This window comes from Catenulispora rubra, assembly GCF_015356825.1.
Classification (GTDB): domain Bacteria; phylum Actinomycetota; class Actinomycetes; order Streptomycetales; family Catenulisporaceae; genus Catenulispora; species Catenulispora rubra.
The window spans coordinates 23446-36126 of the sequence record NZ_JAACYW010000048.1; the positions used below are offsets into that span (position 1 = coordinate 23446).

At 68.9% G+C, this 12681-nt stretch carries 13 protein-coding genes; 7 read left to right on the forward strand and 6 right to left on the reverse strand.

Features of this window, described 5'->3' with window-relative positions; all coding sequences use genetic code 11:
* The first annotated feature begins 114 nt into the window (after window positions 1–114).
* Both GWK61_RS16205 and GWK61_RS16210 read left to right on the forward strand, forming a co-directional pair.
* Complete coding sequence (locus GWK61_RS16205; protein ID WP_194909207.1) at window positions 115–642, forward strand: NUDIX domain-containing protein; 528 nt, start codon at window positions 115–117, stop codon at window positions 640–642.
* Window positions 643–964: 322 nt separating this feature from the next.
* Window positions 965–1174 (forward strand): cold-shock protein, encoded by a 210-nt coding sequence (locus GWK61_RS16210; protein WP_012786341.1) that lies wholly within the window; start codon window positions 965–967, stop codon window positions 1172–1174.
* Between the two features lie 448 nt (window positions 1175–1622).
* Here GWK61_RS16210 and GWK61_RS16215 read toward each other — a convergent pair whose 3' ends face one another.
* From GWK61_RS16215 to GWK61_RS16230, 4 genes are read right to left on the reverse strand one after another with little or no spacing between them, the layout of a single operon-like run.
* Window positions 1623–2456 (reverse strand): citrate/2-methylcitrate synthase, encoded by an 834-nt coding sequence (locus GWK61_RS16215; RefSeq protein WP_194909208.1) that lies wholly within the window; start codon window positions 2454–2456, stop codon window positions 1623–1625.
* A complete protein-coding gene (locus GWK61_RS16220) occupies window positions 2449–3282 on the reverse strand; it encodes a CoA-transferase subunit beta (RefSeq protein WP_323747591.1) in 834 nt (277 codons plus the stop codon). The genes GWK61_RS16215 and GWK61_RS16220 overlap by 8 nt, the downstream gene beginning before the upstream one ends.
* Window positions 3279–4169 (reverse strand): CoA transferase subunit A, encoded by an 891-nt coding sequence (locus GWK61_RS16225; protein ID WP_267254276.1) that lies wholly within the window; start codon window positions 4167–4169, stop codon window positions 3279–3281. The genes GWK61_RS16220 and GWK61_RS16225 overlap by 4 nt, the downstream gene beginning before the upstream one ends.
* A 23-nt stretch (window positions 4170–4192) precedes the next feature.
* Window positions 4193–5659: an aldehyde dehydrogenase family protein gene (locus tag GWK61_RS16230; RefSeq protein WP_194909210.1), complete on the reverse strand. Its 1467-nt coding sequence runs from the start codon at window positions 5657–5659 to the stop codon at window positions 4193–4195.
* A gap of 340 nt (window positions 5660–5999) precedes the next feature.
* Between GWK61_RS16230 and GWK61_RS16235 the strand changes: the two genes are divergently transcribed.
* The 4 genes from GWK61_RS16235 to GWK61_RS16250 are packed head-to-tail and all read left to right on the forward strand — an operon-like array spanning window position 6000 to window position 10206.
* Window positions 6000–7208, forward strand: coding sequence for a 2-aminoethylphosphonate ABC transporter substrate-binding protein (locus GWK61_RS16235; protein ID WP_194909211.1), 1209 nt, complete (start codon window positions 6000–6002; stop codon window positions 7206–7208).
* Window positions 7209–7266: 58 nt separating this feature from the next.
* The gene (locus GWK61_RS16240; protein ID WP_194909212.1) at window positions 7267–8517 is read left to right on the forward strand and encodes an ABC transporter ATP-binding protein; all 1251 of its coding nucleotides are present in this window, start codon (window positions 7267–7269) and stop codon (window positions 8515–8517) included.
* Window positions 8514–9425: a 2-aminoethylphosphonate ABC transporter permease subunit gene (locus GWK61_RS16245; RefSeq protein WP_194909213.1), complete on the forward strand. Its 912-nt coding sequence runs from the start codon at window positions 8514–8516 to the stop codon at window positions 9423–9425. The genes GWK61_RS16240 and GWK61_RS16245 overlap by 4 nt, the downstream gene beginning before the upstream one ends.
* Window positions 9406–10206, forward strand: a complete 801-nt coding sequence (locus GWK61_RS16250) for an ABC transporter permease (RefSeq protein WP_194909214.1) — start codon at window positions 9406–9408, stop codon at window positions 10204–10206. Before GWK61_RS16245 ends, GWK61_RS16250 begins: the two co-directional genes overlap by 20 nt.
* Before the next feature lie 55 nt (window positions 10207–10261).
* On the opposite strand, the gene GWK61_RS16255 is transcribed toward GWK61_RS16250, so the two are convergent.
* Together GWK61_RS16255 and GWK61_RS16260 are read right to left on the reverse strand one after the other, a co-directional pair.
* Window positions 10262–10516, reverse strand: a complete 255-nt coding sequence (locus GWK61_RS16255) for a hypothetical protein (protein ID WP_194909215.1) — start codon at window positions 10514–10516, stop codon at window positions 10262–10264.
* Window positions 10513–10800: a hypothetical protein gene (locus GWK61_RS16260; protein ID WP_194909216.1), complete on the reverse strand. Its 288-nt coding sequence runs from the start codon at window positions 10798–10800 to the stop codon at window positions 10513–10515. Before GWK61_RS16260 ends, GWK61_RS16255 begins: the two co-directional genes overlap by 4 nt.
* Before the next feature lie 124 nt (window positions 10801–10924).
* On the opposite strand from GWK61_RS16260, the gene GWK61_RS16265 reads away from it, so the two are divergent.
* A complete protein-coding gene (locus GWK61_RS16265; protein WP_194909217.1) occupies window positions 10925–12658 on the forward strand; it encodes an acyl-CoA dehydrogenase family protein in 1734 nt (577 codons plus the stop codon).
* The last annotated feature ends 23 nt before the right edge of the window (window positions 12659–12681 follow it).

Sequence of the window (12681 nt, forward strand, 5' to 3'; positions counted from 1 at the left end):
CGACGCATACGGGCCGTACCCAACGCGCCCGCGACCGCGCTCACGGCGCGCGTCCGTCTCGTTTCGGGGAGGCGACGGTTCACTCCCTGAAGCGTCGGCGTACGCTGATGAACCATGCCGGTCCACAATTCGCACTGCTCCTACTGCGGCACCGCCTACCCCGAGGGCTCCCCGTGGCCGCGCACCTGCGCGAACTGCGGCGAGACCACCTGGGTGAACCCGACGCCGGTCGCGCTGGTGATGATGCCGATCATCGGGAAGGACGGCCGGACCGGGCTGCTGATGGTCCGCCGCGGCATCGAGCCGCAGCTCGGCGAGATCGCCCTGCCCGGCGGTTTCATCGAGCAGGGCGAGAGCTGGCAGCAGGCCGCCGTGCGCGAGCTGTGGGAGGAGACCGGGCTGCGCGCCGAGGTGGACGAGGTGGAGCTCGCCGACGTGCTGAGCGCCCCCCGCTACGTGATCCTGATCTTCGGCCGGGTCAAGCCGCGCCCGATCGAGGATCTGGCCGGTCTGACGCCCGAGCGCGTGCGGGAGCTGTCCGCCGGCGAGACGCAGGAGCTGGTCGTGATCGACCACGCGCAGCCCCTCGCCTTCCCGCTGCACACCGAGATGAGCGATCGCTTCTTCGCCGGACTCGGCTGAGCCCCGGGGCCGCTCCGCAGACGCCTCCACCACGCCCGGAACGGCCCCCGAAAGGCGCGCGAGACGCGCACGAGACGCGCACAAGTGGGTGGATCTGTCCGCCACGAGAGTGACGATAGGGTGACGACACGGCGCCCACCTTGCCGTTTCACCTATCGCCGCCGAGCTGGTAGTGCTACCGTGACGCACGGTCGCACTGGGCAGTCGGTTCATGAAGCACATCCGGACTCACTCCAAGCTCGACCGGTATCCGCGCGACAGGCGCTGGTACCCACCACCGGTCCCGCTCACAGCGGGAGTGATTTCCGAGGTAGAACGCAGCATGGCAACTGGCACGGTCAAGTGGTTCAACGGCGAGAAGGGCTACGGCTTCATCGCTCAGGACGGCGGCGGCCCGGACGTCTTCGTCCACTTCTCGGCCATCGAGGGCTCCGGTTACCGGAACCTCGAGGAGAACCAGCCGGTCGAGTTCGAGATCACCCAGGGCCCGAAGGGCCCGCAGGCGGAGAAGGTGCGGGCTCTCGCCCAGTAACCCGACCCATCACTCACAGAGCCCCCGCGACAACCTGTCGCGGGGGTTTCTCGGCCTCTGGGGGCCATGTGGGGGACCACGGCGGGTACGAGTTTCCAAGAAACCTCGGTCCGGGGTCCTGGAGGGCTGTGCCGGCCGGAGACGGCTTTGGACGCGGATTCCAACAACCGCCCCGGATCCGCACCCGGCACGCGCGCGAAACGGCGTGCGGAAACGCGAGCGCGACGGCATCAGAGCCGCGCCAAGCAAGCGATAGCTCGGCCGATCGCCGCCGAGCCCACCGATCCGGCCAAGCCCGAAGCAGCCCCTGTTGAGCCCTGCTGAGCCGACGACGGGCTTCGGCGACACCGGGTAAGTCGGGTTTCCGCGCCAGAATGCTGGACCGGCACACACGGATCGGCACTATCGAAGCTCCAGCAGAGCCCCCGCAGAGCCGACAACCACTCGCCTACTCAGCGAACCCCGCCGGCAGCCCCCGGTCCCCCGGACCGTCGTACCAGTCCGGCCCCTGCATCTGCAGCGACAGCGGCTGCACCATGTCGGAGTTCTCCGAGGCGCGCCAGCCCTTCTCGCGGGTCGACTCCTCGATCGAGTGGGCGCACAGGGACAGCGTCCGCGCGGTGATGAACATCGCCTTCATCTCCAGCGGCGAGTAACCGGCGTCGAGCCCGATGCAGCCCATCGCACCGGGGCCGTTGATCCACAGGCGGCGGCCGAAGACGCCCTCGGTGGCGTCCTCCATGGCGCGCGCGATGGCGACGTAGGTGCCGCTGATGCCCCACTTGTCGCTCAGTTCCAGCAGGCGCACGGTGCGCGGGTCGCGGATGTGCTGCGCGTGGTGGTAGCCGGGCATGTTCTCGCGGCGGGCGCGCATCTCCTGCACGGTCAGCGCGGCGGCCTCCTCCATCGGGATGCCCTCGGCCTCGGCGCGCTGCTCCACGCCGATGTACATGTTCGCCGGGCGGTCGGCGGTGCCGTGCAGGCGGCCGATCGCCGCGACGCCGGCCGAGACCGCGCCGTTCAGTTCGGCGCCGCCGGAGGTGGCGAAGCGGACGGTGGCCGAGGAGGGCGACATCGCGTGCTCGGCCAGGGAGACCATCATCGCGTTGGTGATCCTGGCCTGGGCCTCGGTGGGCAGTTCGCCCTTGAGGACCAGGAACAGCATCTGGCCGAAGTCCAGGTTGCCGGTCAGCTCGTTGACGTCGTAGCCGCGGACCACGATGCGGTCGCGGTTCTTCCACGCGATGTCGGACTTCCAGTGGAAGGGGGTCTTCTCAGTCACGGGTGACTCCGTTCTTCAGTCGTTCCGGAAAATAGCGGGACTCGGGGTCGAGCACGTCGCGCAGCAGCGCCAGGTGCTCGGCGGAGGGGGCGGCGACCACGTCGAGGTGGTCGGCGACGCGCGGTGTGAAGCCGGTGTTCGCCAGCACGTCCTCGATGGCCACGCCGGGCATCAGGGCACTGACCGTGAGCTCGCCCTCGGTGTCGTCGCCCTCCATCACGCACAGGTCGGTGACCACCTTCACCCGCACCGGGTTCAGCCCGGCCCGCCGGCGCGCCCCGGGGCCGTCCAGGAAGCCCGGGGAGGTGATGTAGTCGCAGCGTTCCGGGAAGCGGCGCTTCTCGTGGCTGGTGAGCACCACGATCGTGGCGCAGTGCGAGGCGATGTCGTTGGCCCCGCCGCTGCCCGGCAGCCGCACCCGGCCCGACCCGCGCTCGATCCAGGTCGAGTTGATGTTGGCGCGGGCGTCGATCTGCGCGCCGCCCAGGAACCCGGTGGCCACCAGGCCGCGCTGCACGAAGCCGCCGAGCGACTCGATCAGCGAGCCGAGCTTGGACGGCGCGTGCATGATCCGCGGGTCCACCACCGACAGCGGCGTGGGCACCACCTTCGGGAACACGACCCCTGATTCGATCAGCAGCCGCGCGCTCGGCGCGTGCGTGCGCTGCGCCACCAGGCCGGCCAGCAGCGGCAGCCCGGTGCCGGCGATCACGCAGTCGCCGTCGGCGATCTGCCGCGCGCCCTCGAACACCAGCAGCTCGCGGGGCAGCGCGCCAGCCGGCTCCAGGCCGCCGGAAGGCGCCGCGGTGGGTTCGGTGACGGTCACAACAGGCTCCGCATCTGTTCGGCCATCGCCGTCCGCGCCGAGGCGCCGGGGTCGGTCGCGGCGAGATAGCCGTCGAAATCGGCGTGCGCCGTGACGTGCTCGGCGAGGAACGCGCGCGGACCCTCGTCGCCGGCCTTGGCGCTCTTCTGGTAGCCCTCGATCTCGGATTCGTAGTAGTCGTACCGGCGGTAGACGCTGGTCGGCCAGGCGCCCCAGGGCTGCTCGACGACCGCGCTGATGTAGGCGCCGGAGATGGTGACGCGCTCCGGCAGGTCGTCGAACGCCCCGGCCGGCAGCACCTCCTCCACCGAGACGATGACGTGCCGGGAGGCCCGGACCATGTCCACCTCGTGGCTCGTCACGCCGTCGATGACCACGTTGCCGTCGGCGTCGGCGGCGTTGGCGTGGATCAGCGACACGTCCGGGGTGCAGGCCCGCACCAGCACCACCGGCTCGCCGCTCCAGGGGTCGGCGGTGACCACCGCGTCCTCCTCGGCAACCAGGCGTTCCAGCACCGAGGAGCCCAGCAGCGAGCGCACCGGCATGAACGGCAGCCCCATCGCGCCGGCCAGGAACCGGGAGGCCATCGACAGGTGCGAGTAGTCGCGCACCTCGATGCGGTTCGCCTCCACGGCCCGCCGCCAGCTGAACAGGGTGCCGAACTTCTCCAGGTTGCCGCTGCCCTGCTCGGTGCGGACCACGAGCCCGGCGGCGACCAGGTGGTCCAGCGGCAGCGACAGGTTGCAGCCGACGACCGTCAGCTCGCCGATGTCCTGCCGCACCACCTCGTGCACCAGCGCCATCGGGCAGCGGTTGATGTTCTGGCCGCCCAGGCCGAGCACCGCCCCGGGCTCGACGAAGGCCTCAACCGCTTCAGCGGCGGACATGACCCTCGCCTGACCCAGCGGGTTCAGAAGCTGATGCACGCCGACCGCCATTCGGTGTAGAAGTCCCAGACCTCCGGCGAGCACTCCGGCGCGCCGTACTGCGACTGTTTGGCGCCCATGTGCGGCAGGTGCGCGTAGGCGCCGACGCCGGGCCGGTTGACGTGCAGCATGCCGGCCTCGAAGCGCTCCAGCGCCTCGAAGATGTGCGCCGGGTTCTGCGTGAAGATGGTGCCGGACATGCCGTACTGCACGGAGTTGGAGATGCGTATGGCGTCGTCGAAGCCGTCGCAGTCGATGACCGAGAGCACCGGGCCGAAGATCTCCTCCTGCGCGATCTCACAGTCCCAGGGGACGTCGCGCAGCACGGTCGGCTGGACGTAGTAGCCGTCCGGGACCCCGTCGGTGAACCGGTGCCCGCCGACCGCGACCTTCGCGCCGACCTCCTGGGCCTTCGTGATGGCCGCCAGGCAGGCGTTCATCCGGTCCTCGTTGACGACCGGGCAGACGTCGGCCTCCGGGTCGAAGGGGTGCCCGACCTTCAGGGCACTCACCTTCGCGACGACCTTCTCCAGCAACACTTCCTTGACGCTCACGTCGACCACCACGCGGGAGGTCGCCGAGCACCGCTGCCCGGCCTGGCCGAACGCACCGAACACGATCGCCGCCGCGGCCTTGTCCAGATCGGCGTCCGCCAACACCAGCACCGCGTTCTTGCCGCCGAGCTCCAGCTGCGTCTTCAGCAGCCGGCCGGCGCCGGCGGTGTGGATCGCGCGGCCCACCGGCAGCGAGCCGGTGAAGGAGATGCCGGCCACGCGCGGGTCGTTCGTCAGCGCCTCGCCGGGCTCCCGGTCGCCCTGCACAAGGTTCAGCACGCCGGCCGGGACCCCGGCGTCGGCGAAGGCCTGCACCAGCAGCGCCGAGGAGTAGGGGGTGAACGGCGACGGCTTCAGGATGCTCGTGCACCCGGCCACCAGCGCCGGCGCAACCTTCCAGATCGGGATGGTCAACGGGAAGTTCCACGGCGTGATCAGCCCGACCACGCCGATCGGCTGCCGGAACATCATCGCGACGGTCCGCGGCTCCTCGGCGGGCGTGGTGTAGCCGTTGAGCCGGCGGCCCTCCCCGGCGGTGAAGTCCAGGATCGCCATCCCGCGCCGGACCTCGCCGAGCGCCTCCTTGTAGAGCTTGCCCTGCTCCCGGCTGATGGCCCGGGCGAACTCGTCCTCGCGCTCGCCGATGATCCGCTCCGCCCGGCGCACGAACTCGGCCCGCTTGATCGCACCCGACGCCCGCCAGGCCGGCAGCGCGGCCTCGGCGGCGTCCACGGCGCGCACCGCGTCGGCGGCCGTGGAGTCGGCGAAGTGGCCCAGGACGTCGGAGGTGTCGGCGGGACTGACGTCGGCCCGGGTGCCGCCGGCCTCGGCCGGGCCCCAGACACCGCCGACAAAGTTGCCGAAGTGTTCGGGCCGGACAGGGAGATGATCAACCATGGTTCCTACCTTGGGATAAGCGCGGGCATCCGCCAAGACCCCTCTTCGGCATGGAAGTGATAGCGGCTCGCTATGCGGCGGCCTGCGCATCGAAGCACACCGGCGAGCAGTTGGATGAACAGTGCGTTAACCCCGAGGTGACCTGTCGCGCCGGCCTGCGGTGAGGCCTTCCGCTATAGCCCCCATAGCCGGTCAGCCGGTTGGCGGCTTATGCGCGCGAGGGAAAACTGCGGTTCACGGAGCACTCGCGACGACCACTCGGAAATCGCCTTTCAGTCACTTGCAAAACTCCGGCTCCGGGTCACGCTGTACACGGAGATTCCCCTAGAAGGGTTCGTCAATGTCGCACGTACTGTCCCGCACGCGCATCGGCCGCGCCGGCGCTCTGATCGCCGCCGGCGGCCTGGCGCTGACCGGACTGACGGCTTGTGCCTCCAATGCCCACAACTCCCCCGGCGCCACTGGCGGCACCGGCGGTACCGGCGGCACCTCTCCCGCTGCCGCGTCGTCCTCCTGCCCGGCGCTCGGGGCCGCCGCGCCGACCGGGGCCGCGAAGGCCGACGGCTCCGGCGGGCAGGTGACCATCTACAGCGCCGACGGTCTCTACGACGCCAAGGACGACAAGAACTGGTACAACCAGGAGTTCAAGAAGTTCACGGCGCTGACCGGCATCCACGTGAACTACTCCGAGGACGGCTCCGGCGGGGTGGAGACCAAGGTCGACTCGGAGAAGTCGAACCCGAAGGCCGACGTCGTCGTCACCCTGCCGCCGTTCATCCAGAAGGCCGAGGCCTCCGGCCTGCTGCAGCCGTACAGCCCGGTCTGCGTGGACAAGGTCGACCCCTCGCTGGTGGACAAAAACGGCCAGTGGGAAGCCGTGATGGGTGACTACCTGTCCTTCATCTACAACACCAAGATGCTGCCGGCCGGGCCGCCGAAGACCTGGAACGACCTGCTGGACCCGAAGTTCGCCAAGAAGCTTCAGTACTCCACCCCCGGCGTGGCCGGCGACGGCACCGGCGTGATGATCTCGGCGATCCACGCCTTCGGCGACGACCGGAACGCCACCTGGGACTACTTCAAGAAGCTGCAGTCCAACAACGTCGGGCCGTCCAAGTCCACCGGCGCGCTGGAGAGCAAGGTCAACACCGGCGACCTGTGGGTGGCCAACGGCGACGTGCAGATGAACTACGTCGACAGCACGACCCAGTACCCGAACAACAAGATCTTCTTCCCGGCCGGCAACGACGGCAAGCCCAGCACCTTCTCCCTGCCGTACATGGCCGGGCTGGTCAAGGGCGCGCCGAACGCCGACAACGGCAAGAAGCTGATCGACTTCCTGCTCTCCGAGGGCGCGCAGCTGGACGCCTCCAAGGTCGCCTACGGCTTCCCGACCCGCGGCGACATCAAGCCCACCGACAGCAACTACGCGGCGCTGACCGCGCTGATGCAGGGCGTGACCGTCTTCCCGGTGGACTGGAACCAGGTCGCGCAGAACTACAACAGCGACGTCAAGGCGTGGGACGGCGCCACCGGCACCCCGAGCTGATCGCAATCGCCGACCGTTTCCCTACTGTTTTTCCTTGATGTCTCGACCAGGAGTGAGCATGGCCGCCACCGAAGCCGACCCATCGGCCCGACAATCAGGACGCGGAACTGGAGGCATCCGCTTCGAGGACGTGACGGTCGCCTACAACGGCAACGTCGTGCTCGACTCCTTCTCGCTGGACGTCGCTCCCGGCGAGGTGGTCGCACTGCTCGGGCCTTCGGGCTCGGGCAAGACCACCGCGCTGCGGGCGGTGGCGGGGTTCGTGCGGCCCGCATCCGGGCGCGTGTACGCCGGCGGCCGCGACGTCACCGACCTGCCGCCGTACAAGCGCGGCCTGGGCATGGTGGTGCAGCAGTACGCGCTGTTCCCGCACATGCGCGTCGAGCAGAACGTCGCCTTCGGCCTGAAGACACAGAAGGTCGCCAAGTCCACGATCCCCGGCCGCGTCGCCGAGGCACTGCGCATGACCGGCATGGCGCAGTACGCCAAGCGCTACCCGCGCGAACTGTCCGGCGGCCAGCAGCAGCGCGTGGCGATCGCCCGGGCACTGGCGATCGAGCCCTCGGTCCTGCTGCTGGACGAACCGCTGTCGGCCCTGGACGCCCAACTGCGCAGCGGCATGCTCGCCGAACTCGCGCGGCTGCACCGGGAACTGCCCGATGTCAGCATCCTGTATGTCACGCACGACCAGATCGAGGCCCTGACCCTCGCCGACCGCATCGCGGTGATGAACGACGCGCGCCTGGTCGAGGTGGGGACGGCCCGGGAGCTGTACAAGCGGCCGGGGACGGAGTTCGCGGCCGGGTTCGTGGGCAACTCGAACCTGCTGCCGGTGACGGTGACGGGATGCGCGCCACAGCCGGACGGGTCGTTCCGCGCGACGGTGCGGATCGCGGCGGAAGCCGAGCCGGTGATGGCGACCTGCACGGAACCCGCAACCGTCGGCGAGCAGCGCACGCTGTGCCTGCGCCCGCACTTCCTCGGCCTGACCGCCGCCGAGCACCACGACAACGCGTTCCTCGGAAAAATCACCGAAGTACAGTGGCGCGGGTCCTCGCACCGGGTGTTCGCCGACGCGCAAGGGCACGAGGTGCGACTGGATACGACCGAGCTGCGGAATCCGCCGGTGATCGGCGACGAGGTGTGGTTCCACTTCTCGACTGAGGATGCGGTGCTGATACCGGCGGCTGCTTCCGGGCTCGCGCCTGCTGCTGCGGCCGCGACTACCGACCCGACCGCGCCGACCGCCGCCGAACCCGCGGAAGTCTCCGCAACTCTGCCCGCCTCTGCCGACGGTGCCGCCCGATGACCGCCGTCACCGAACTCCCGCCCGCCGCTCCGGCCAACAAAGTCCGCCGGTCCGTGGCCTGGCTCTGGTCCACTCCCCCGGTCCTCCTCCTCGCGGCGGCCTTCCTCTATCCCCTCTACCTCGTCGTGAAGCAGGCGATCGAGGGCAGCCCGCCGGACCCGACCAACCCCTTCAAGGTCACCACGTCCTTCTCCGAAACGCTGAAGGACCCGGGCACGCGCACCGTCATCAAGAACACGATCGAGATGGCCGTCTACTCCACCGTCGGGTGCCTCGTGTTGGGCTTCCTGCTGGCGCTGATCATCGCGTTCGTGCCGTTCCCGGGCGCCAAGGCGGTGTCCCGCTTCATCGACGTGTTCCTGTCGTTCCCGTCGTTCCTGATCACCGTGTCGATCATGTTCCTGTACGGCCGGGTGGGCATGGTGAACCACATCGCGTCGACGCTCACCGGGGGGCGGCACGATACGCCGATCAACTTCGTCGAGTACTCGCCGTGGGGCATCTGGCTGGCGGAGCTCATCTACTTCACGCCCTTCGTGATGCGGCCGCTGCTGACCGCGTTCTCGCAGATCGACTCCGGCCAGCTGGAGGTCGCCGCCTCGCTCGGGGCCCGCGCCGGCCGCGTGGTCTGGCAGGTGATCCTGCCCGAGGCGCTGCCCGCGGTGTTCGCCGGCGGCTCGCTGGTGCTGATGCTGACGATGAACGAGTACGGCATCGTCTCCTTCACCGGCGCCAAGTACCAGACGCTCCCGGTCCTGATCGAGAACTTCGCCAAGGAACAGACCAACTACGCCGGGGCCTGCGCGCTGGCCGTCATCAACATCGTGCTGTCGCTTGCGCTGTTCGCCGGCTACCGCGTACTGCTCGCCCGGATGTCTGGAGGCCGTCGTGCTGCTGTACACGCGTAGATCGCAGAGGATCGCGTGGGCGGTCTTCGGCTTCTTCTTCCTGCTGCTGTTCGGCCTGCCGTTCGGCGTCCTGGTCCTGGCGGCGTTCACCCGGCAGTGGAACGGCGCGTTCCCGTCCTCCTACACGTTCTCCAACATCACCGCGGCCTTCCACACCGACCCCCTGGACGGCCTGGAAACCTCGCTGATCACCGCGTTGCTGTCGAGCGCGATCGCACTGGTCGTCGGCACATGGGCCGCGCTCGCCCTGGACGCGGTCCGCAACCGCGCCGGCAAGACCCTGATCCAGACCGTCTTCATGCTGCCGATCGCGGTCCCATCGGTGGTCGTCGGCCTGGCGCTGCTGGTCGCCTTCTCGCAAGGCCCGGTGCTCCTGAACGGCACCAACACGATCGTGGTCATGGCGCACGCGATTCTGGTCACCGCCTACGCCTTCCAGCAGGTCTCAGCGGCGGTCACCCGCCTGGACCCGGCGTTCGAACAAGCCGCGGCCTCGCTCGGGGCGCGGCCGTACTACACGCTGCTGCGGGTGAAGCTGCCGCTCCTGCTCCCGGCGCTGACCGGCTCGCTGGCGCTGTGCTTCGCACTGTCGATGGGCGAACTCGGCGCGACGGCGATGGTCTACTCGGCGGACTGGACGACGCTCCCGCTCCGCATCTACGCCCTGGACGACCGTGGTCACCAGTTCGTCGCGGCGGCCGTGACCGCGGTGATGATGACGATCACGCTGGCGGTGTTGCTGGTGTTCTCGCGGATTCGGACACGCGCGAACTATCGGTAAGACCGGCGGAAGGAGCCGAGGGCCCGGGTCGCCACCGGGCCCTCAAAACTCCTTTCTAGATCATGCTTATAACGCTGGTGAGGGTAATCACTGCGGCTTCCTCGTCGACCTCATATTCGATGAGGCCCAGAGCACCGACCGCCCAAGCACCCAACTTAATCGCACCAGCTGTTCCGTCCGTGAGCTCGCCCTGCCCACGGGGGTCGGCATGAATCTCCAGACACGCCATCACGAACAGATCGTGTGCGATCTCGGACATTGTGGCGATGGCCTCGGTCACCGCGATCTCGATGATCAGGCTGTACCTCATGCAGCGCGTTGAGCCCGCTCCTGCTCCCAGCGCTCCCGGTAGCCGGGAAATGCCTCATCGAAAGGGATACCGTTGCCTGTCGCGTGGCTGATCCCGGCCTTGATGTCTGCCAGCAAGCCGGCTTCGTTCAGAACGGCGCGCGCGAACCACCGCTCGAAAGTCCGCTGCGGCTCGTCGTCGGTCGTCGACGCCATGTCCGCGTCGAATTCGGCGATCTCGTCCTCCGGTAGCGCGGCACGGACTGCGTCGACCGTACGCTTCAGATGGACCGTAATGAGGGCCATTCATGTTCCTTTCTTTCGGCTCCGCAGCCACCTCCACTGTGACACCCGCAACACCGCGCTGTCCTCTTTCTGCCGCATCGCGCCGGTACAGCACCTGAAAGTTACCCGCTGGTAGCATGCCTCCATGACTCACGCCCCGGCCGCGCTGTTCAACCCGCGCACGCTCGACTTCTCGCACTTCGACGAGGAGACCCAGCGCCTGCTCACCGCCGTCGTCGACTGGTTCGAGGGGCGCGGCAAGCGGCGCCTGCTCGCCGAGGACCTGGACCGGGTCTGGTACGCCGACTTCCTGGAGTTCGCGGCGAAGGAGAAGCTCTTCGCGACCTTCCAGACGCCCGCCGCCGACGCCTTCGGGCCGGCCGCGCCGGCGCAGCGCTGGGACACGGCGCGCAATGCCGCGCTGAGCGAGATCCTCGGCTTCTACGGCCTGCCCTACTGGTACACCTGGCAGGTCACCGTCCTCGGCCTCGGCCCGGTCTGGATGTCCGAGAACGCCGCCGCGCGCGAGCGGGCCGCGCGGCTGCTCGACGAGGGCCACGTCTTCGCCTTCGGCCTGTCGGAGAAGGAGCACGGCGCCGACGTCTACTCCACCGACATGATCTTGGAACCGGACGGCGACGGCGGCTACACCGCCACCGGCGGCAAGTACTACATCGGCAACGGCAACGTCGCCGGCCTGGTCTCGGTCTTCGGCCGCCGCTCCGACGTCGAGGGCCCGGACGGCTACGTCTTCTTCGCCGTGGACAGCCGCCACGAGAAGTTCGAGCTGGTCCAGAACGTCGTCGACTCCCAGATGTTCGTCAGCGAGTTCAAGCTCCACGCCTACCCGGTCACCGACGCCGACCTCCTGCACACCGGCGCCGACGCCTTCAGCGCCGCGCTGAACACCGTCAACGTCGGCAAGTTCAACCTGTGCACGGCCTCCGTGGGCATCGCAGAGCACTCCTTCTACGAGGCCATCACGCACGCCCACAACCGCATCCTCTACGGCCACCCGGTCACCGACTTCGGCCACGTCCGCGCCTCCTTCGTCGACGCCTACGCGCGCCTGATCGCGATGAAGCTCTTCAGCGCCCGCGCCGTCGACTACTTCCGCACCGCGAACCCCGACGACCGCCGCTACCTGTTGTTCAACCCGATCACCAAGATGAAGGTGACCTCCGAGGGCGAGCGCGTCATCGACCTGCTCTGGGACGTGATCGCGGCCCGCGGCTTCGAGAAGGACACCTACTTCAACGGCGCCACCCACTACATCAGGGCCCTGCCGAAGCTGGAGGGCACGGTGCACGTGAACCTCGCGCTGGTGCTGAAGTTCATGCCGAACTACCTGTTCTCGCCGCAGGAGTACCCCGAGGTCCCGACCCGCACCGACGCCGCCGACGACACCTTCCTGTTCCACCAGGGCCCGGCGCGCGGCCTGGGCAAGGTGCGCTTCCACGACTGGCGCGCGGCCTACCGCCAGGCCGCCGGCGTGCCGAACGTCGCGCGCTTCACCGAGCAGGCAGAGGCGCTGACCCAGTTCCTCGCCACCTGCCCGCCCGACGAGGCGCAGCAGCAGGACCTGGACTTCCTGCTGAACGTCGGCCACCTGTTCACGCTCGTCGTCTACGGCCAGCTGGTGCTGGAGCAGGCGCGCCTGACCGGGCTGGAGGACGAGGTCGTGGACCAGATCTTCGACTTCCTGGTCCGCGACTTCTCCGACTACGCGGTCGCCCTGCACGGCAAGCCGTCCTCGACCCCGGAGCAGCAGTCCTGGGCCCTGGCCGCGGTGCGCAAGCCGGTGGTGGACGCCGAGCGGTTCAGCAGGATCTGGGAGCGGGTCGCGGATTTATCGGGTGCTTATGAAATGCGCCCCTAGAATTCACCGCAGACCTCTACCAT

What these genes read in the sequence shown, in the direction of transcription:
- GWK61_RS16240 (WP_194909212.1), top strand. Translation starts at nt 7,267, where the DNA reads ATGGCCGCCACCGAAGCCGACCCATCGGCCCGACAATCAGGACGCGGA.
- GWK61_RS16205 (WP_194909207.1), top strand. Translation starts at nt 115, where the DNA reads ATGCCGGTCCACAATTCGCACTGCTCCTACTGCGGCACCGCCTACCCC.
- GWK61_RS16230 (WP_194909210.1), bottom strand. Translation starts at nt 5,659, where the DNA reads ATGGTTGATCATCTCCCTGTCCGGCCCGAACACTTCGGCAACTTTGTC.
- GWK61_RS16235 (WP_194909211.1), top strand. Translation starts at nt 6,000, where the DNA reads ATGTCGCACGTACTGTCCCGCACGCGCATCGGCCGCGCCGGCGCTCTG.
- GWK61_RS16265 (WP_194909217.1), top strand. Translation starts at nt 10,925, where the DNA reads ATGACTCACGCCCCGGCCGCGCTGTTCAACCCGCGCACGCTCGACTTC.
- GWK61_RS16210 (WP_012786341.1), top strand. Translation starts at nt 965, where the DNA reads ATGGCAACTGGCACGGTCAAGTGGTTCAACGGCGAGAAGGGCTACGGC.
- GWK61_RS16255 (WP_194909215.1), bottom strand. Translation starts at nt 10,516, where the DNA reads ATGAGGTACAGCCTGATCATCGAGATCGCGGTGACCGAGGCCATCGCC.
- GWK61_RS16225 (WP_267254276.1), bottom strand. Translation starts at nt 4,169, where the DNA reads ATGTCCGCCGCTGAAGCGGTTGAGGCCTTCGTCGAGCCCGGGGCGGTG.
- GWK61_RS16260 (WP_194909216.1), bottom strand. Translation starts at nt 10,800, where the DNA reads ATGGCCCTCATTACGGTCCATCTGAAGCGTACGGTCGACGCAGTCCGT.
- GWK61_RS16245 (WP_194909213.1), top strand. Translation starts at nt 8,514, where the DNA reads ATGACCGCCGTCACCGAACTCCCGCCCGCCGCTCCGGCCAACAAAGTC.